At 39.0% G+C, this 20,012-nt stretch carries 17 protein-coding genes; 9 read left to right on the top strand and 8 right to left on the bottom strand.

Annotated elements, in window-relative coordinates; genetic code table 11:
• Positions 1 to 164: 164 nt before the first annotated feature.
• The 7 genes from K8F54_RS03965 to K8F54_RS03995 all read right to left on the bottom strand — a co-directional run bounded on the left by K8F54_RS03965 (position 165) and on the right by K8F54_RS03995 (position 9,081).
• Complete coding sequence (locus K8F54_RS03965) at positions 165 to 1,892, bottom strand: hypothetical protein (protein ID WP_290787336.1); 1,728 nt, start codon at positions 1,890 to 1,892, stop codon at positions 165 to 167.
• Entirely contained in the window at positions 1,889 to 2,287 is a 399-nt protein-coding gene (locus K8F54_RS03970) for a hypothetical protein (protein WP_290787339.1), read from the bottom strand. Before K8F54_RS03970 ends, K8F54_RS03965 begins: the two co-directional genes overlap by 4 nt.
• Before the next feature lie 125 nt (positions 2,288 to 2,412).
• Complete coding sequence (locus K8F54_RS03975) at positions 2,413 to 5,667, bottom strand: CHAT domain-containing protein (protein ID WP_290787342.1); 3,255 nt, start codon at positions 5,665 to 5,667, stop codon at positions 2,413 to 2,415.
• Between the two features lie 7 nt (positions 5,668 to 5,674).
• The gene (locus K8F54_RS03980; RefSeq protein ID WP_290787344.1) at positions 5,675 to 6,424 is read right to left on the bottom strand and encodes a hypothetical protein; all 750 of its coding nucleotides are present in this window, start codon (positions 6,422 to 6,424) and stop codon (positions 5,675 to 5,677) included.
• A gap of 8 nt (positions 6,425 to 6,432) precedes the next feature.
• A complete protein-coding gene (locus tag K8F54_RS03985) occupies positions 6,433 to 7,011 on the bottom strand; it encodes an RNA polymerase sigma factor (protein WP_290787347.1) in 579 nt (192 codons plus the stop codon).
• A gap of 33 nt (positions 7,012 to 7,044) precedes the next feature.
• Positions 7,045 to 8,205: a hypothetical protein gene (locus K8F54_RS03990; RefSeq protein WP_290787350.1), complete on the bottom strand. Its 1,161-nt coding sequence runs from the start codon at positions 8,203 to 8,205 to the stop codon at positions 7,045 to 7,047.
• Positions 8,206 to 8,319: 114 nt separating this feature from the next.
• Positions 8,320 to 9,081, bottom strand: coding sequence for a helix-turn-helix domain-containing protein (locus K8F54_RS03995; RefSeq protein ID WP_290787352.1), 762 nt, complete (start codon positions 9,079 to 9,081; stop codon positions 8,320 to 8,322).
• 449 nt (positions 9,082 to 9,530) lie between these two features.
• Between K8F54_RS03995 and K8F54_RS04000 the strand changes: the two genes are divergently transcribed.
• Positions 9,531 to 10,610, top strand: a complete 1,080-nt coding sequence (locus K8F54_RS04000) for a diphosphomevalonate decarboxylase (RefSeq protein ID WP_290787354.1) — start codon at positions 9,531 to 9,533, stop codon at positions 10,608 to 10,610.
• Between the two features lies 1 nt (position 10,611).
• Here the strand turns inward: K8F54_RS04000 and K8F54_RS04005 are convergent, their stop codons facing one another.
• Positions 10,612 to 11,991, bottom strand: a complete 1,380-nt coding sequence (locus K8F54_RS04005; protein WP_290787357.1) for a T9SS type A sorting domain-containing protein — start codon at positions 11,989 to 11,991, stop codon at positions 10,612 to 10,614.
• Positions 11,992 to 12,152: 161 nt separating this feature from the next.
• Here K8F54_RS04005 and K8F54_RS04010 point away from each other — a divergent pair, with 161 nt between their 5' ends.
• From K8F54_RS04010 to K8F54_RS04045, 8 genes are all read left to right on the top strand, one after another.
• Positions 12,153 to 13,091 (top strand): mevalonate kinase, encoded by a 939-nt coding sequence (locus K8F54_RS04010; protein WP_290787360.1) that lies wholly within the window; start codon positions 12,153 to 12,155, stop codon positions 13,089 to 13,091.
• 38 nt (positions 13,092 to 13,129) lie between these two features.
• Complete coding sequence (locus tag K8F54_RS04015; protein WP_290787362.1) at positions 13,130 to 14,035, top strand: geranylgeranylglycerol-phosphate geranylgeranyltransferase; 906 nt, start codon at positions 13,130 to 13,132, stop codon at positions 14,033 to 14,035.
• 6 nt (positions 14,036 to 14,041) lie between these two features.
• Positions 14,042 to 15,004, top strand: a complete 963-nt coding sequence (locus K8F54_RS04020) for a carbon-nitrogen hydrolase family protein (RefSeq protein WP_290787365.1) — start codon at positions 14,042 to 14,044, stop codon at positions 15,002 to 15,004.
• A 133-nt stretch (positions 15,005 to 15,137) separates the two neighbouring features.
• A complete protein-coding gene (locus tag K8F54_RS04025; RefSeq protein ID WP_290787368.1) occupies positions 15,138 to 15,998 on the top strand; it encodes a S4 domain-containing protein in 861 nt (286 codons plus the stop codon).
• 336 nt (positions 15,999 to 16,334) lie between these two features.
• Positions 16,335 to 17,732 carry an arginine decarboxylase gene (locus tag K8F54_RS04030; RefSeq protein ID WP_290787371.1) on the top strand — a complete coding sequence of 466 codons (1,398 nt, stop codon included), beginning with the start codon at positions 16,335 to 16,337 and terminating at the stop codon, positions 17,730 to 17,732.
• Entirely contained in the window at positions 17,722 to 18,657 is a 936-nt protein-coding gene (gene speB, locus K8F54_RS04035; protein ID WP_290787374.1) for an agmatinase, read from the top strand. The genes K8F54_RS04030 and speB overlap by 11 nt, the downstream gene beginning before the upstream one ends.
• Positions 18,647 to 19,624, top strand: coding sequence for a deoxyhypusine synthase family protein (locus tag K8F54_RS04040; RefSeq protein WP_290787377.1), 978 nt, complete (start codon positions 18,647 to 18,649; stop codon positions 19,622 to 19,624). The genes speB and K8F54_RS04040 overlap by 11 nt, the downstream gene beginning before the upstream one ends.
• A gap of 51 nt (positions 19,625 to 19,675) precedes the next feature.
• A complete protein-coding gene (locus tag K8F54_RS04045; RefSeq protein WP_290787381.1) occupies positions 19,676 to 19,981 on the top strand; it encodes a hypothetical protein in 306 nt (101 codons plus the stop codon).
• The last annotated feature ends 31 nt before the right edge of the window (positions 19,982 to 20,012 follow it).

The following is a 20,012-nucleotide window of genomic DNA, read 5'->3' on the forward strand; positions in this document are numbered from 1 at the left end:
GGATTCCTCTTTATTGTACATCGAATAAAAGTCTGAATGTCATCATTTTTAATAAAAAATTATTTCTTATCAAATTCAATAATTTTTTAGGTGAGAGTTATTTTTATTGAAAATAAGCAGAAATTAAAGGATTATATTAAAAATAGTTAGCACCTACTATTTAGCTATTCAATGATATAAACAGCTCCCGAGTCGGCGGCACTATTATTCCATTGATTACCGTTTATGCCTGTTGCATTGGAATCTTCACTTGCGGTGCCAATTGCCAAGTATAGTCCATTGCCACTAAGGGAAACAACTCCTACATGATCTCCTGTTTCTGAGTTGGAGGTCTTTATATAACTTTCCTGTATCCAGGTAGAACCACATCGCGTGTATACATAAACTGCTCCTGAATTGGATGCGCTGTTATTGAACTGATTTCCATTGATTCCTCTAGCGTTAGAATCTTCCTGATGAGCTCCTACCACCAAACGAGCACCATCACCACTTAGATCCAGATAAGAGCCAAATAGATCAACTGTCTCTGTGTTAGAGGCTTTAATGTAGGCTTCCTGAGTCCAGGCGCCTGCACTCCTACTAAAAACATAAACTGCTCCAGCATAGGATGCGCTATTATTGGATTGGTTTCCATTGATTCCTGTAGCGTTGGAGGCTTCATTCATAGCTCCTACAGCCAAATGGTTTCCGCTATCACTGAGGGATATACTAAAACCAAAACTATCACCTACTCCTGTGTTAGAGGCTTTGATATAGGCTCCTTGCGTCCAGGTAGTTCCAATTCGGTTAAAGACATATACAGCCCCTGCATAGGTTGCACTGTTATCAGCCTGATTTCCATTGATTCCAGTGGCGTTTGAGGCTTCCCAGCGTGCTCCTACTGCCAAAAGAGTGCCATCACTATTAATGGATAGGTTATTGCCAAAACTATCACCAGAGCCTGTATTAGAAGCTTTGATATAAGCTTCCTGTGACCAGGTGGTCCCACTTCGGTTAAAGACATATACAGCACCGGCTTGGGTTAAACTGTTATTGGCCTGATTTCCATTAACCCCGGTAGCGTTAGAGCGTTCATATTGTGCTCCTACTGCCAAACGTGATCCATCATCACTTAGGTCTATATCAAAACCAAAAGCGTCCGCAGTATCAGGGTTCGAAGCTTTGATATAGGCTTCTTGTGTCCATGTAGTCCCACTCCTGCGAAATATATAGACCGCTCCGGAGCCGGATACACTATTATTGGATTGGTTTCCATTGACGCCAGTAGCGTTGGAATCTTCACCTGTAGCTCCTACAGCTAATCGTGAACCATCTTCACTTAATTTCAAACTAAATCCAAAATAATCATTAGATTCTGTGTTCGATGCTTTGATATAGGCTTCCTGAATCCAGATTGCTCCATTTCTTCTGAAAATATAAACGGCCCCAGAATTGGATGCACTGTTATTGAACTGGTTTCCATTGATACCGGTGGCGTTGGAATCTTCACCTGTAGCTCCTACAGCTAATCGTGAACCATCTTCACTGATACTCATAGAACTAAATGAATCACCAGCATTGGTATTGGATGCTTTTATATAGGTTGAAATATTGCTATAATCTGGCCGGTTTACAGTTAAGGAAGGTGATCCAGAATAATTACAGGTACAAATCCAAGACCCGTTAATACGAAAACAGGTTTGATTTCTGGATAAATCATATACGACCGTTCCATCCAGTGGATTATTACCATTGCCATCGGTAACATCTTCAATTTTAGTTACTCTAGGGATGACTAACCCTGAATTCCCAGAACTAATATCTAACATTCCTTTTGGTGCTATAGTTCCCAAACCCACTTGAGCGGAGAGGCAAAACGGAACAAATAATATAATTATAATATACTTTTTCATTGTTCTATTTCATTCAAGTTAGTAGCATTGTTTGTTGAGCGGTTTTGAGTGTTTACTTTATTATTTTGTATAACTTGTTCATTAGGATCATTAATGGTTATTGGGGAAGGTGTTGTTGTAGTAATAGCTAAACTTGCATCATCCGCAATACAAACCCAAGTATTCGCTATTCTAAAACAAGTTTTACTTCTAGAAATATCATAAACAATGGTTCCGTCTTCTGCCAGTCCTGCATTATTATTGGTAACGTCTTCCAATTGTGTTACTCTCGGTAAAACCAATCCTAAATTGCTAGAAGTTATGTCTAAAGCTCCTTTGGGGTCCGTAGTTCCAATTCCAACCTGACCAATGGCGAACTGCGACATTAAAACGAAAATAATAAGTACTTTTTTCATATCTAAATATTTAAAAGCACAAGTAGATTTTATATGGTGATTTCGGGCAAAATCAAGGTGTTTCTATAGACTCATCGAAAAGAAGTTGACATGTCATCAAGTTTTCAGAAAAAATTTAGAAGATATTACGCCCTGCGATATTTGAAGAAGACAGATAGCACGAAAAGAACTAGTAAACCACCTATGGCCCAATACCACCATGGCGCACCAGCCTCCAATTCTAATGGAGCCGTATTTCCCATGATCACAAGCCCTGCCCAATATTGCGGTGCCAGTTCTCTTCCATTGGCCGTTGCTAAGTAAGAAAGTTTAGCTTGCTTAAGTGCCTCATCCTTAGCCATCCCTTCGGCTAGATTATCATAAAAGAAGGCGAGAATTTCGGCACTGGACTTCTCGTCAATCTTCCATAGACTCGTAAGAATACTTTCACTTCCGGCATAGGTAAAGGCATGCGCCAGAGAAATCATTCCTTCACCGGCACTATAGGTTGGTTTTCCTGTTTCACAAGCCGTTAAGATGGCCAGATTCGAGCTGAGGTTCTGATTGTAAATCTCGTACGTATACAGGAAATTATTATCTATGGTTTCTTCAGAAGTGTCTGCTTCCGAAATATTCTTCGCAAAAATCAGGCGGGAAAGCTCCGGACTTACATTGTTAGATTCGGCATGTGTGCCAATATGTATGATTTTGTGCTCCTTCGCATTTGTAATAAAAACGGATTTGGAAGCTTTCTCATTTACAAATGAACTACCATCAAAAATTCTAGAATATTCCTTTGCGATATCAACGCTGAAGGGCTGTGGCAGAAGCGTTAAATAATTTTTGTCCAAAGCAACTGAATCTTTTACCGCAATTATATAATTGTCCTTCATTCCTTTAGAAAACTCAGGGGCAAAGGCAACGAAGTTATCGGAATATACATTTATAGTGGTGCTACCACCGTTGTTCAGCAGCAGGCTGAAATTATAAGAAATGGTGTATTTTGCGAGGAGACTATTAGTCGTTAACTCCTTGAAATCTAAAATAGGAGCGGGTGTTAATAATTCGAAACTTAAATTGTAAAGTTCACGATCGGGGATTATGATAACTTGATTTGTTTGTATGTGTTTATCGAAGGGTTTCCAAAGGACTTCATAAAGTTGATGTAAGAAAGCGCTAAATTCTTCAACTTCAAAGTTATTGTTCATCAGTTTCGGAATATGATCCTTTACTTGTTCAAATTGTAAGGGATACAAATGCTTGTCTTCTTTGGTAACTAGAAATACAAACAGCTTCTCTTCAATAAAGAAGTATCGAACAATCGACGTATTTGAATCTATATTTTGTTGAAGATCGTTCAAAGATGATTCAATAGTCGCATAACGCATTTTGTAGTATTTCGGGAAATGCTGTTTTAGCGAATCGAGAAAGTGATTCCAGGAAGTGGATGCCTCGAAAAATGGATCGAACTTTTCATTTGATTGGTCATTAAGCGCAGTAGCGAAATTCTTTTTAAGCTGTTGTTCCTTTTGCAACACGGTTTCAGGAATATCTGCAAAGGCAATATTATCCCTAATATTGAGGCGTGAGCGTATACGGTTATACATGCTGGATTCATGTATGGTCACTAGATCTAGCATATATTTCTCCTTACCGGTAATTTCGTAAAGGTCTAGATATAATTGCTTGGCAAAATTGAACAATTCATTATTATCATCTATTAGAATCTGGATATCCTCTGTTGAATTTATAATAGTTTTACGCCGCTCCAGTATATCAATACCTTCTGCAACTTGAGATAAGAGTTCGTTTAAATCAGCTTCTGTTCGATTATTTTGGAGTTTATATTTAGATTTAGCATTTATGAGTAAGGAACGGGGTTTGTTAAATTCAATCTGAATGGAATCTGAAAGCGAAGTTGCGGTAAAATTATTCCGGTTGAAGAAATTCAGGGCTTCTCCACTAAACTGCAAGGCACTGGGGTAGTTTTTTAGTTCAAAATGAACATCGGCCATATTCTGAATATGTGAATAATGTATAAGTGCATTTTGAAAATCTTGACGCTTCGTGTACCTATATCCGGTTTCCGCCAGCTGCATTGCTTTTTCCGAATCACCGTATTTTGAATAGAACAGAGACATGTTTATGAGTGCATCCAAGTAATCACTAGAATAGGTCCCATCAAAAGATTGCATAAAGAGCGCCTCACTTTTTTTATACATTTTTGATGCGAGTCCCATTTGCTCTAATGCTTCATATACCGATGCTCTAACGGCCAGGATATAGCTGTGTAAATAAGAAAAGTTGCTAGGGTTTTTATCTATGATCTCTAAGGCCTTATCGGCATATTCACCAGCAGCCTCATAATTTTTTGCGCTTAAATGACCATGACTTAAGATAACTAGTGAGAACACAACATTCGGATCTTCGGGGCCTAATTTTTGAAGTTTTTGAAGGTAGGAATAATTAAAGATCTCCACCGCCTTATTGTACTCACCCAGACCGTGGTAAAATGTGCCGAGGTTATCGATTGTGGCTAGTCGATAACGGACTGCCCGTGATTTTTTGGATTCATCCTTGGCTATATCAATAAAATCCTGATAGTTTTCAATAGCCTGTTTAATGAAGGCGATTGCCTCCTTCGTATGTCCAATATTTTGAAGGTTGAGTGAGATATTGTTTTTCACAATTGCCATCCAATAAAACCGATTCTCCTCAAATTTGTCCATTTCATTCAAAGCGGCGACGGCCTTTTTGTAATAAATGGTAGAGCTATCAAGTTGCGATTTACTCGCAAAATATCTACCGGTAGAATTATATGTATTGTACAATTCTTGCAAATTTTTCTTCGGTAGCCCTTCCAAAATGTTTTTCGACTTAAGTAAATGGGGTTTAGCTTCCTCCACATTCCCTAGATTGAGCATTGCAGTACCAATATTGTAATGCAGTGTAGCGATGAGTCGTTCATCTTTTGGTGTAGCTAGTTTTGCATATTTTAAAGCCTCGAAGGCCACTTCCAAGACCTTGTCGTTTTGTTTTGCACTAAAGTAAATATTGTTTAATTGTAGTAAGGCCTTGGCCTTAACAGCTGCAGTTGAGTTTTGAAGTATTATATCAACCAATGAAGAAGCCCCAACAATGGCTGCATTCGAATCTCCTTCGTTAAGTGTAAGACTGCCCACTAAAGGAATGTAGGCTACAAGTGTATCGTAATTCCCTTGCTTTTTAAACGCCTCAATCTCTGAATATAGTGTTGTAATTGCCAGTTCCAGCTTGTTCTGTGCTATTAGGTCTTCAATATATTTTGGGCCTGATGTAACCGAGTTTTGAGCCTGAACAGATAATGTGCCTAACACAACAAGCAGCAGTATTGTTCTTAGAGGGCTTGTTCGATTCCACATTATTGTCCTATTTTATATCTAACAAAAGTTTAGCGTTTCTTTCAGAAGGATTAGCTTTAAGCAATTGAGTTGCTTGTTCTGCTTTTCCACTTTTTAATAGCGCTAGTGCACGATAAAAAATGGCATCATTTGTAAAAATACTATTGGGTTGATTACTTAATTTTTGAAGGTATTCCTCGGCCAAACTACCATTTCCCTTTGCTAGGTAAGAAACGCCTAAAAAGTATTGCAAGGAATCATTCTGTGGTTTTTCCCGAAGTAGCTTTTCCCACTTGGCAATCGCAAGGTCGTATTCTGCACGTTTATAATTCACCATGGCATCATAAAAATCAAAGTTCGAAGTATTGCTCATGGTGGTAGGCAAACCGGGATCGGGGATAAAATGTTTTGCAAAAAGTTTTTCAGAAGACGTTTCCGCATTCATAATGTAGAGTACTCCAAAGGCTACAACAAGTATGGCTGCAATAGCATAAATTGAAGACTTCGAACGCCTGCGAATTAAAGTACGTTTAGGTGCATCAATAAGTGATGCTTTTGAGTCTTTTATCGACTCGTGAAAACGTTCTAATTTAGACTTAAGTGCGGCCGTTTCCACAGTTTCAATAAGAAACCGTATTTCGGCTACTTTCTCTTGTAAGCTGGTGTCTTTGGCAAGTTGTGCTTCAAACTGAACTTTTTCACCGGCATCCATAGTGTGATCCAGATACCTTTCTATGGTTTCCAATTGTTCTATTGTAAAAGTATGTTGTGTGTCCACTGTATATTTTAATTTGGGGTTTTTACCAACCTACGCAATTTTTGCATACATCGGTATTTTTTGTTTCTGGCGGAAGCCTCGTCAATACCTAAAGTTTGCGCTATTTCCCGCATCGACTTTTTTTGGTAATAAAACTGCATTAAAAGTTGTTTGCACGAATCTCCCATATCGTTGAATACGCTCATTGCGTCTTGCATCAAAACACCGGATGTCCAATTCAAGTTTTCAGTTTCGCTTTCAATTTCTTCACTTGACACGGTATTTAAAGGGTGTAAGGAAATGGTCTTTTTATATTGTGAAGAACGAAGAAAGTCTGTCCATTTGTTCTTTGCAATTTGGTACAGATATCCTTGAATGGCGGTTTCGCTCTGCGGAATAAATTTATCATCCTTAACGTTTTTCCAAACCGCTATAAATGCTTCCTGATAAATGTCTTTGGCATGGGGAATCGTACCATTGTTTTTTAGAATATGCATTTCCACTTTCCTGAAATTATCTTGATATAATTTTTTCAACACAAACTCATTGTTATTCTTAATTGCTTCAATTATCTGAAACTGTTTTTCTATGTGTTGTCTTTCCCCCATCCTTGTAGATAAAAGAAAGGTAAGAATTTTTTATTATTTCTCCACTGCAAATTTGGTCCAGTCTGTATTGTTAGTTGCGTTATTGATGTTTGGATCGAATAAAGCATTGTCCGTTCCAATGTATTTTCCATCGTTGTTTACCCAATAAAAATTGCTCCCCGATGTTACATTGTAGTGCTCCCCGGTTTCATGATTTCCTATCACGGCCGTTTCTGTCAACATATTAATTGTTTTTTGATGACCCTTTTCCTGGATATTACTACGGCTCAAATATCCTTCGTGCATTATATCTAATATATCGCTGTTGGTTTTCCCCGCCTCTAAGCTAGCTTGACCTCTTGCTGCTATGGCCTGCATGCGCTGTTGGTGTGCAGCAGCACTTTTTGCAGAGGCATCTGCCCAAAAATTATTGGTGCGTTGTATGTCCCCCATCAACTTGCCATTGGCGTATGCAACCCATTGTGGATTGATTTGGGTATTGGCCCATGAATATAAATACGCATTTTTGGCTTCATCAAAATATGCAGGAGAAGTTTCCATCTCTGATGTCTGTACGATCCAAACCATGGATTGGGATGTAACGGTTTCCATTTTCGACAAAACAATGAATGATTTTGTACCATTAGGGGTATTCCATTCTGTGCCTATAGTTTCAATTTTTCGTTGGGAGCCGGTGTTGGGCATTCCAGCGGTGAACTTTTGCCAAAAACCGTCTACTTCGGGCAAGGGATAGCTATTAATGAGGCTGTAGCCCTGTGACTGGGCGCTTGGCAAAATATTTTGTTGAAGTATTTGTTGAGTGTTCATAGGGGCCGCTAATGTCTGACCGCTCATTTGTATGGTCTGTTGCATAAAGGGATCATTGGACCAGGCAAAATTGTTGGTCTGGGTTTGGTAGATTTTTAACCCATTTGGGCCTTCTATATAAACAGGGGCGTTGGGACCGTTTACCTTCCAACTATTTGGAATGGGGGAGCGGGCTTGGACCATTCCGTTTTGCGGATCTCTTATTTCATGAAACTTTGTTTTTTCGACACTTGCCATTCCTTTATCAAATAATGTTTTTACATTTTCTATTGAAGAATTATCCCCTTGCGCATCATTTTTGGATACATCGTTTTCAGATTGTTTAGCATCCATACAGCCTTGTAAGGTGATGCAAGTAATGATTAATGTGAATATTAGATATTTCATGATTCGTTTTTTTAATGCATCGGAATGATTTTAAAATGTCATCAAAAAGCAGCCGTTTTTTTTAAGAGGAATGTTTTTGATGTCCGAAATATTCACATTTATAACTATTTAGTGCTAATTCGAATGATTTCTTTTGAATTGAGAAGGTGTCACCCCCGCAATTTTTTTGAAGGCACTGTTAAAGGTTGATTTCGAATTGAATCCGGCTTCTAATCCAATAGCTACCAGGGTGTAGCTGGAAAATTCAGCATTTTTAAGATACGATTTAGCTTCCTCTACCCGTAAGGTATTTATGTAATCTGAAAAACTGATGCTTAGTTCAGTATTAACAACTCTAGACAGGTGTCCTTTGCTAATATTCAGCTCATTTGCAATGGAATCTAGGGTTATTGATGAATCTTGGAACCATCTTTCTTCTACCAACAGTTTTTCGAGCGAGGCAATATGTTCGTTTTTGGGTTTTTCCACAATGGAGAAACTGCGATTTTCCTTTGAGAATTTTCGTAATTTTTTGCGCTCTTCCTGAACGCCTATTTTGTATATTCCAATATATCCCAATACATAGATGATTATTGAAACCATAGCAAAAAGAGGCAAGAACAATATTTCAAAATCTATGGCGTATTGAATCGTAAAATAGATCCAAGGTAATGTTGTTATAAAAAGGAAAAAAAGCAATATTTTTAACCAAAGTAGTCGGTTCTTAATTATTTCTAAATCGAATTTTTTTTGCTTTTGTTCGAATTTTTTTATGTTGAGCAGTAGCACGACTAACACAAAAAGAAACAAAGGGATATTTATAAAGTCCCCATACGCATCTACAAATACCTCCGTCCCCTGCATAGCACTTTTTACGAACTCAGTTTGGGGAATCAACAAAGCGATTTTGTAAAGCGCTGCTAAAAAAAGGAAGAGTAAAAAGGGTAGGTATAGTATTTTTTCTTTGCTTTTTGTTTTCCGCTTAGGATAGAGAAAAGTCATTACAAAGAAGTAAAGAAATGGCGGAGTCAGAAAGAAATAAGGGAAATAAATAATATTAAAAGTAAAGGTGGAAATCAAGCCTATAGCATCCAAGCTATACTGTAGGTTAGAAAGTGTAAAAGCGAGAATTAGTAATCCCAAATACACCGAGGACCGCGTTTTGTTTTTTTTGGAAAATAAAATAAAAGCACTTAAAAATAAACCCTGAATGATTCCCGCAAGTATGAGGCTATTGTAAATGGTGAAATCCAAATTGCTATTCGTTTACAAAATTAAATATAAGAAAATTAACTTGTTTCTGTCTCCCATTGATTTGGTTATATTTGTCCCATAAAATGATTGTCATGCCGGAAGCTCAATTTGTTCCAAAAAGCGATACCAAAGCACTTCGTAACGGGAGTTTTTCCTGGCAATCGCCCAGTAATATTGCTTTAGTAAAATATTGGGGAAAGTATGGCGAACAACTCCCAAAAAATGCCTCGATTAGTTTTACCCTTTCTAGCAGTTGTACCACGACAACCCTTTCTTTTTCAGAAAAGAATACGGAAGATTTTGAGTTTGAAGTGTATCTCGATGGAAAAAGAGAGCGCACATTTGAACCTAAAATTATAAAATTCTTTGAAAGGGTAGAGGTGTATTTACCCTTTCTGAAGGAATATCACTTCAAGATTGAAACCTCTAACAGCTTTCCACACAGTAGCGGGATTGCTTCTTCGGCAAGCGGAATGAGTGCATTGGCGCTGTGTTTGATGAGTTTGGAAAGGGAATTGTCCAATTTCGAAATGGCCGAAGCATTTTTCTATAAAAAAGCTTCCTTTTTAGCCAGATTGGGATCCGGGAGCGCCTGTCGAAGTATGGAAGGAGAGCTTGTAGTTTGGGGGGAGCATTCAAAGATTAAGGGGAGTAGTAATTTATTCGGAATTAAATACCCGTATGAAGTACACGATCGCTTTAAAAATTTTCAGGATACTATCTTACTTGTCGATAAAGGGGAGAAACAGGTAAGCAGTACCGTAGGGCACAATTTGATGCAGGATCATCCATTTGCCGAACAACGCTTTCAGCAAGCGAATGACAATCTCTCACGACTGATTCCGGTTTTGGAAAACGGGAATCTTCCCGAGTTTATAAAAATAGTGGAGCAGGAAGCCTTGTCATTACACGCCATGATGCTCACGTCACAACCGAATTTCATATTGATGAAACCCAATACGCTGGAGATTATTAATAGAATTTGGAATTTCAGGAAGGAGACTAAAAGCAATGTGTGTTTTACCCTGGATGCCGGTGCCAATGTACATGTGCTCTATCCCGAACATGAAAAAGAAGAAATACTCGGCTTTATAAAGCAGGAACTCGTTCCTTTTTGCAAGCAGGGAGAATTTATTTTAGATCAGGTGGGTTTTGGTGCCAAGCCATTGTAAACTATAGCTTCACAAACTTAGAAATTGCCAAAGTAGTTTTTCCTGAATATAATCTGGCTACATAAATTCCGCTTGCCAGGTGCGATCCATTAAACGGTGTGTATTCAGACATTGTTGAAATTCGCTCTATCTCTTGCCCCAAAGAATTAAGTATCGAAATATAGGCTTCGGGATACAATTGCAGTACGTCTGAAGGAAATATAAATTGAGAATTATCAGTTACGGGATTGGGTTGTACATAAAATTCAATTTTTTCAGAAGCAAAATCGGGGGTAGCCAAATTTATTTCCACCATGCGCAGCGTCACATTAGTCGAGTTACAAAAAACAATAAAGGTATATTCCAAGCCTTCATAGGTGGCATACACGTAATCGGATAAGGTACAAGAGGTAATGTCGTTGGCAGTGATAATCCCATATTCGTCACCAATTTCAGGGGCATAGGTCAAATTAATTTGTATGGAACCACCCAGATCGGGGAAGCCAAAAACCTCCATGACGTCATACGCGCCTGGATTAGCTCCTGCAATGTCGATTTCGAGCTTAGCATTTGCCGTAAATGTAAAATTGTTTACCACATCCATCGTTCCTACCGTTCCCGATCCTGCAGGAGAAAAGGTGCCGTCATTTGTAAAAGTGGCGGTAATGTCATAGGCGCCGCTGCCCTGCATTACACCGGTTTCGGCATTATAGAGGTTTGCGGAGGTCACCAAAAAGAGATATTGATGCCCTTCGGCAATGTCAAGCGTCCCAAAATTATTCATGTCGTAGATCATATAAAAAGAGCCTCCGCCTCCGCTGCCATCATCTAATTTATTGATGGTTCCGTAATTGTTTAACGAATTGCCTAGATCATCCTGAACCATGCCGCCATTGCTCAATATATCAATGTTCGCATTTTCGTAATTATTAATAACGACACCTTGTTCGAGCCGAATGAGGTTTGAATTGGTGATATAAATAGCGCCATAATTGTTTAAGGTAATGTTTGAGAGTTTTTTATCTTCAAACGATTCTAACTGAATTAATCCGTCATTATCTATGGTGCCTCCTCCATTTATTACACCCCCTAGCCAGTTTATATTGCTAGCGGCGGGCAGGGTTAATAAAGAAACCAATGTCAGGTTGTTTTCGATGGTTAAGGTAGTAACCCCGGTTAAGGCAATCGAATTTGCTTCGGCCGGAGCAGTACTAATTTCCACAAGGAATCCGGTTGGAATGACCACATCACTGGCCACCGAAGGAATCGTTGCCACGTCCCAGTTGGCGACGTTAAACCAATCGTTGTCTCCGCCATTCCCTGTCCAAATATGTGTTTGTGCAAAAAGGGCGCTTTGAAAAATTAGGACTGAAAATAGACAAAGTAGGAATTTTGATTTCATAATGGACAAATAAAGTCAGACTAAGATACTAATTATCTGATTATTAAGTTATTTTTAATAGGCAACTGTAAAAATTTTCCAATGGAACTTGTATCTTTGTCGGATATTTCGTTTTAAAAAGATAAAAACTGTATTTTTAACAAACCATAGTTCTCAGTCGTATGCGCGGACCCCTATTTTATTCAAAGATCCTTTTATTTGGCGAGTACGGTATTATTAAAGATTCGAAAGGTCTGTCAATCCCTTACAATTTTTACAAAGGCGCCTTAAAGATCGATCCGCACCACACCGTTGCAAATCATAAATCGAATGAAAGTCTAAAACGTTTTACAACCTATTTAGAGCAGTTGCAAAAGGAGAAACCCAATCTGGTTCGGTTCTATTTGGACGCTTTAAAAGCAGATGTTGAAAAGGGACTGTATTTCGACTCCAGTATTCCACAGGGATATGGTGTAGGAAGTAGCGGGGCATTGGTAGCGGCCATTTACGATAAATATGCTTCAGAAAAGATTACGGTACTTGAAAATTTAACACGAGAAAAGCTACTTCAGCTCAAAGGTATTTTTGCTGAAATGGAATCGTTCTTCCATGGTAAATCTTCAGGATTAGACCCATTGAACAGCTATTTAAGCCTTCCTATTTTAATAAATTCACAGGATAATATTGAACCTGCGGGAATTCCGTCTCAAACCGAAAATAGCAAAGGAGCAGTATTTTTATTGGACAGTGGTGTCACGGGCGAAACAGCACCGATGGTTCATATTTTTATGGAGAATATGAAGCAAGAGGGGTTCCGAAACATGTTAAAAGATCAATTTGTAAAGCATACCGATGCCTGTGTGGAGGATTTTCTTCAGGGTGATGTGAAGTCATTGTTTGGAAATATCAAGCAGCTATCCAAAGTAGTATTGGACAATTTTAAGCCTATGATTCCGAAGCAATTTCACAAGCTTTGGAAAAAAGGGATCGAGACCAATGCCTACTATTTGAAATTATGCGGATCTGGCGGAGGTGGTTATATGTTAGGATTCACCGAAGATATTGACAAGGCCAGAGCGGCATTGAAAGACTATAAGCTTGAGGTGGTTTATAGTTTTTAATTAAGATTGCTACCCTTTTTCCTAAAAGTCTTTAACGGATGCTTACTAGAAAACAAAAACACTTTTTACTAAAGTTTTTCAGTTTGTTTTCAATTATTCGCGGTTATAATATCTTAATTATTGTCATTGCGCAATACCTCACTTCCATCTATATTCTCGCGCCCGATCTTCCATTAAAAAAGGTGCTTTTCGATCTCAATCTGTTAATGTTGGTATTGGCTTCGTCTTCAGCCATTGCGGGAGGATACATTATTAATAGTTTTTACGATAGTGAGAAGGATCTCATCAACCGTCCGCGAAAAACCATGTTGGACAAATTGGTAAGTCAGCGGACCAAGCTTTCGGCCTATTTTGTGCTTAATTTTCTATCCGTAGTATTTGCCAGTTACGTTTCCTTTAGAGCGGTATTGTTCTTTTCATTGTATATTTTCGGAATTTGGTTCTATTCTCATAAATTAAAGAAATATCCCTTTGTTGGGAACATTACGGCTGCGATCTTGGCAGTGGTACCTTTCTTTGCTGTGTTTATTTATTACAAGAATTTCGATCTGGTGATTTTTGTACACGCCACCTTTTTATTTCTGATCATTTCCATGCGGGAATTGGTAAAGGATCTGGAGAATTTAAGAGGTGATTTAGCGCAAAACTACCGAACTATTCCGGTAGTGTATGGAGAGCAAGTCTCAAAGCGAATGTTGACCTTCTTAAGCATGTTAACCCTAATTCCTGCGCTGCTACTAATCACCAAGTTTGAAATAGGGTATATGGATTACTTTTTCTACGGGAGTATTTTTGCCTTGGCTGTATTTCTTTTATTTCTTTGGATTTCTGAAAAGAAGATTCACTACCTTATTTTACATAATATCCTTAAATTTATCATTGTCATAGGTGTTTTCAGTATTGTGCTGATCGATGTCAATGTCTTATTGAACCGTATTTTATAATAAATTATGGAAGCAAATCTTTTAAAAGTGGCACTGGCTCAAATCGCTCCAGTCTGGTTGAATAAAGCCAAAACACTTGAGAAAATAAAAAATCATATTACTAAGGCGGCTAAGAATGATGCCGAACTCATCGTTTTTGGTGAAGGGGTACTGCCGGGCTACCCATTTTGGTTAGCCCTCACCGAAGGCGCCGAATGGGATACTAAAATCAACAAAGAACTCCATGCGCATTATGTTCGGAATTCGATTACAATTGAAAAAGGTGATTTGAATGAAATCTGTACACTCGCGAAAAACCATCAAATCGCTATTTACATAGGAATTATAGAACGCCCTCAAGATAGAGGAGGGCATAGTCTGTATGCTTCTTTGGTGTATATCGATGCAAAAGGTGTGATCCAGTCGGTACACCGAAAGTTGCAACCTACCTACGATGAGCGACTCACTTGGTCCATAGGAGATGGGCATGGGCTTAGAACGCATTCGCTAAAACAATTTACCGTGGGAGGATTGAATTGCTGGGAGAACTGGATGCCGCTGCCAAGAGCTTCGCTCTACGCGCAGGGCGAAGACCTGCACGTGGCCGTATGGCCCGGCAGCGACCGCAACACCAAAGACATTACTCGGTTTATTGCGCTCGAATCAAGAAGTTTTGTCATCTCGGTTTCGGCACTTATGCGGATTGAAGATTTCCCTCAAAACACCCCGCATCTGGAAAAAATATTTGAAAAATCACCAAAAGTATTGGCCAATGGTGGTAGCTGTATTGCCGGACCCGATGGCGAATGGCTGGTAAAACCTGTACTTCTTAAGGAGGGAAATATCTATCATACACTAAATTTTAATCGCGTCTTGGAAGAACGCCAAAACTTCGATCCGGTGGGGCATTATTCACGTCCCGATGTTACCAAATTGTTGGTCAATAGAGAACGGCAATCCACGGTGGCCTTTAAAAAGTTTAAAGAATAGTTGCTTTTAGCAGTAAGAATAGGCATTTTGAGTTGCTTCATTTTACTGCTTGAAACCCAATCCCCTTTCCGTATCTTTGCAACATAGTTATAAAGAATAATTAAATAACATCCTGCGTTAGTGGGAGATACTAATGAGTAGACAAGATCAAAGTGGTAAAGGAAAAGCTTCAGGACGAGGAGGTGATAACAATCGAAAGAGAAGCAGCGCCAGAGGGAATGCCCCTTTTAAAAAGGAAAGCTTTAAAAAACCGTCCGGGAGGCAAAATACCGTGAGTAAGGCTCCTAAGAAATCGGATGGGATCCGACTTAATAAATATATTGCGCACAGCGGTATTTGTTCGCGCCGAGAAGCCGATATGTATATCGCTACAGGCTTGGTCACCGTAAATGGAAAGGTCGTTAATGAAATGGGTTATCAGGTCAAATTAGACGATGATGTCCGTTTTGATGGTCGGCGTATTTCTCCCGAACCAAATACCTATGTTTTATTGAATAAACCGAAAGGTTTTGCAACTACTACCAGTGATGGCAAAGGGCAAACCGTTATGGATCTGGTTGCCAATGCAACCACCGCCCGTATCACGCCTATTGGGAGACTGGGTAGAAATGCTACAGGACTACTCTTCTTCACAAACGACGACCAGCTCAAAGAAAAGCTTAGTAAAAAGGGAATGGCCCGCTTATTTCACGTTGAGTTGGATAAGAATTTAAAGGCGGCAGACCTTCAAAAAATTAAAGCCGGACTAACTATCGATGGAAAAGATGTGATGGTCGAAGAGGTGAGCTATGTAAACAATGCTCCTAAAAAAGAGGTTGGACTCAAGATTAAACATATGGGGAACAGTGTCATTAGAAATCTCTTCGAACATTTAGGATATGATGTCGTTCGTGTAGATTGCGTGACCATTGCACATCTTACCAAAAAAGACTTACCGAGAGGACGTTGGAAACACTTGTCGAAGGCAGAAATCGAATTATTCGGGATGTTGTAATAATCCATTCAAAAATTAAGTGAAATTTCTTTGTGTTTCAATTTTTTTTATTTCTTTTGCCACGCATTTAGCTGAACAAATGAACCCTGTTTCTGTGTTCGGGCATTTGAAGATTAGGAAGTCAAATTCAAAAGCAGTCCGCCAGGCGGACAACCGAAATCTAAAGCTAGCTTCCGCTTTTTCCGCCCTATTGAGCAGGGAACCTCTACAACAAAGATTGGCCTATTGGGTCAATCCCATTCGTATCTGATTTTCGGGTTAATTTTGTGTTATACTTCGCAATTCTTGAAGTATTTATATTATTATTCTTAATTTCATTTTCAATAAACACATCACATGAAGACCAAATACATCGATTTAATTAGTCAGACCTATGATTTTCCACAGGAAGAATTTACCTTAAACGATGCAAATTTAGAATTTCACGGAATCGATTTGATGGGGCTTGTAGAGAAGTATGGTGCTCCCTTAAAGTTTACTTATTTACCGAAAATTTCAGAAAATATTCAGCGCGCAAAAAAATGGTTTGGAAATGCGATTGCGGAGCAAAACTATAATGGCAACTATAACTATTGCTATTGTACTAAAAGCTCACATTTTAAACATGTACTAAACACAGCACTGGAGAATGATATACATATTGAAACCTCTTCTGCCTTCGATATAGATATTGTTGAAAACCTAAAAGCCGAAGGGAAGGTAACCGATAAGACCTATGTAATATGCAATGGGTTTAAGCGCGATCAATATATTCAAAATATTGGGCGTTTGATCAATTCGGGGCATAAAAACTGCATTCCTATCATTGATAATTACGAGGAGATTGGTTTGCTCTCTGAAGCTATCAAAGGAAAGTTCCGTGTTGGGATTCGAATTGCTTCGGAAGAAGAACCCAAATTCGAATTTTATACCTCTCGATTGGGCATTGGCTATAAAAACATTGTCCCCTTCTACGAAAGACAAATCAAAGACAACAAAAAGGTAGAGTTAAAAATGCTTCACTTTTTTATCAATACCGGTATCCGCGATACAGCCTATTACTGGAACGAACTCCTCAAGTGTTTGACGGTATATACGCGTCTAAAAAAAATATGTCCTACATTAGACAGTCTTAATATTGGCGGGGGCTTTCCTATAAAGAATTCTTTGGCGTTCGAGTATGATTATGAATACATGATCGATGAGATCGTCAATCAAATTAATGTCACCTGTGCCGATGCCGAGGTGGATGTGCCAAATATATTTACCGAATTTGGCAGTTTTACAGTAGGGGAAAGCGGTGGAGCCATCTATGAAATTTTATATCAAAAACAACAGAACGATCGGGAGAAGTGGAATATGATAAATTCTTCTTTTATTACTACCTTGCCCGATACTTGGGCCATCAGCAAACGTTTTATCATGTTGGCGGTCAACCGATGGAACGATGAATACGAACGAATTTTACTGGGCGGACTTACCTGCGATAGTGACGATTATTACAACAGTGAGCAGCATATGAACGCAATCTATCTTCCGAAGTTTAGAAAGGAGAAACCACTGTACATTGGATTTTTCAACACTGGAGCCTATCAGGAAACCATTGGCGGATTTGGCGGATTGCAACACTGCCTGATACCTTCACCAAAACATATTTTAATTAATAAAGATAGTGATGGTAACATCACAACCGAATTATTTTCACCCCAACAAACTAGTAAACAGTTATTAAATATTTTAGGTTATGAGCACTAAAACGTATGCCGGCATCCCACAACAATACGGGGCGCTGGAAACCAGTAAAATTGTATTAATTCCCGTTCCTTACGATGGTACAAGCACTTTTCAAAAAGGAGCCGATAAGGGCCCGGATGCTTTTTTACACGCTTCAGAAAACATGGAACTTTACGACATCGAGACCCAAAGTGAAGTGTATAAACAAGGAATTTACCTAGCAGATCCCATAACTGAAAATTCGTCCCCCGAAGCGGTCGTAGAGGCAGTGCATAAAATTACCAAAGAACATATCATAAAGAATAAATTCGTAACCATTTTTGGAGGCGAACACAGTATTTCTATTGGAACCATTCGCGCTTTTAATGAATGTTTCGATAATCTTACCGTATTACATATCGATGCACATGCAGATCTGCGGAAAGAATATCAAGGCTCTTCTTGCAATCATGCCTGTGCCGTTTATGAGGCAAGTCAGACCACCAATTTAATACAGGTGGGAATCCGAAGCATGGACATCGCAGAAACGAGCGTAATGGACGAAGAAAAAACCTTCTTCGCTCACGATATGGCAAAGGATGAATACTGGATGGATACCGTAATTGAAGCCTTGGGAGACAATGTATTTATTACCTTCGATCTTGATGCATTAGACCCATCCATCATGCCTTCCACCGGGACTCCGGAGCCGGGGGGCTTGTTTTGGTATGAGACACTGGATTTTTTAAAACAGGTTTTTGCCGAAAAAAATGTTGTAGGGTTCGATATTGTTGAACTTTGCCCCAATGAAGCTGATAAATCTTCCGATTTTCTAGCTGCAAAATTATACTACAAGATGCTTACCTATAAGTTTGACGGTACCGACGAAGAAGATGAATTTGAAAGCAACTTCCACGAATCGAAAAAAGAAATTTCAAAATTTAACAACGAAGAAGATGAGTACTAAAAAAGGAGCAATTTCAGAATTTATTCAAAAATATTACCTGCACTTTAACGCTGCAGCCTTGGTCGATGCCGCAAAAGGCTACGAAGCACAGCTTAAAGACGGTTCTAAAATGTTGGTTTCGCTCGCCGGAGCCATGAGTACTGCCGAGTTGGGGAAGATTTTTGCTGAAATGATCCGCCAAGATAAAGTACACATTATCTCCTGTACAGGAGCGAATTTGGAAGAAGACATCATGAATTTGGTGGCTCACTCTCATTACAAGCGAGTTCCAAATTATCGAGACCTTACCCCTCAGGATGAATGGGAATTATTGGAGAAGGGGATGAATCGAGTGACCGATACCTGTATTCCCGAAGAAGAAGCCTTCCGAAGAATTCAAAAGCATATTGTCAAGATCTGGAAAGATGCCGAAGCAAATGGAGAACGCTATTTACCACATGAATATATGTATAAATTATTGTTGAGTGGTGTTATGGAAGAACACTATGAGATCGATCTAAAAGATTCATGGATGTATGCGGCAGCCGAAAAAAACCTTCCTATTATATGCCCGGGTTGGGAGGATAGCACCATGGGGAATATTTTCGCCAGCTACGTATTAAAAGGAGAACTAAAAGCTTCCACCATGAAAAGTGGCATTGAATATATGACCTTCTTGGCCGATTGGTACACAGATAATTCGAAAAAGGGAATTGGGTTCTTCCAAATAGGCGGAGGGATCGCAGGAGATTTCCCGATCTGTGTTGTGCCAATGCTGTATCAGGATATGGAACGCCCCGATACGCCTTTCTGGAGTTATTTTTGCCAGATAAGCGACTCAACCACGAGTTACGGAAGCTATTCAGGTGCTGTGCCCAATGAAAAAATAACCTGGGGAAAGCTGGATATTGACACCCCAAAATTTATTATCGAAAGTGATGCTACTATAGTGGCGCCTTTAATTTTTGCATACTTATTAGACATGTAATTCAACAGATCGTTGAGAATATTTTAAAATATGAAAGGGCAACAACCAGCTTTGAAGCGAGTTATAGTAGACTTCAAAAAATTAACTGAAGAGATTTTAAACCTGTTGGTGGAAAAATATCCAAATGGATATAAGGAAAAGGACATTATTGTCTTTAGAAATGCACAAAACGAGATTATTGAAGCCGTAGAGGTGAGGACGGAGGACACCGTATATCTTGTAAAAGTAAGTCAGCGACTAGCCGACACCATGGAAGATTATGATGGTGATGACGACGATGATTTCGACGATGACGATTCGGGTGATGAAGGTTTAGAAATTGCCGATGAATCTTCAGGAGAAGGTGATTTTGATTAAGAAATATTTTGTAATTTAATTATATCAAATT

Source organism: Altibacter sp., from assembly GCF_019913785.1.
GTDB lineage: Bacteria > Bacteroidota > Bacteroidia > Flavobacteriales > Flavobacteriaceae > Altibacter.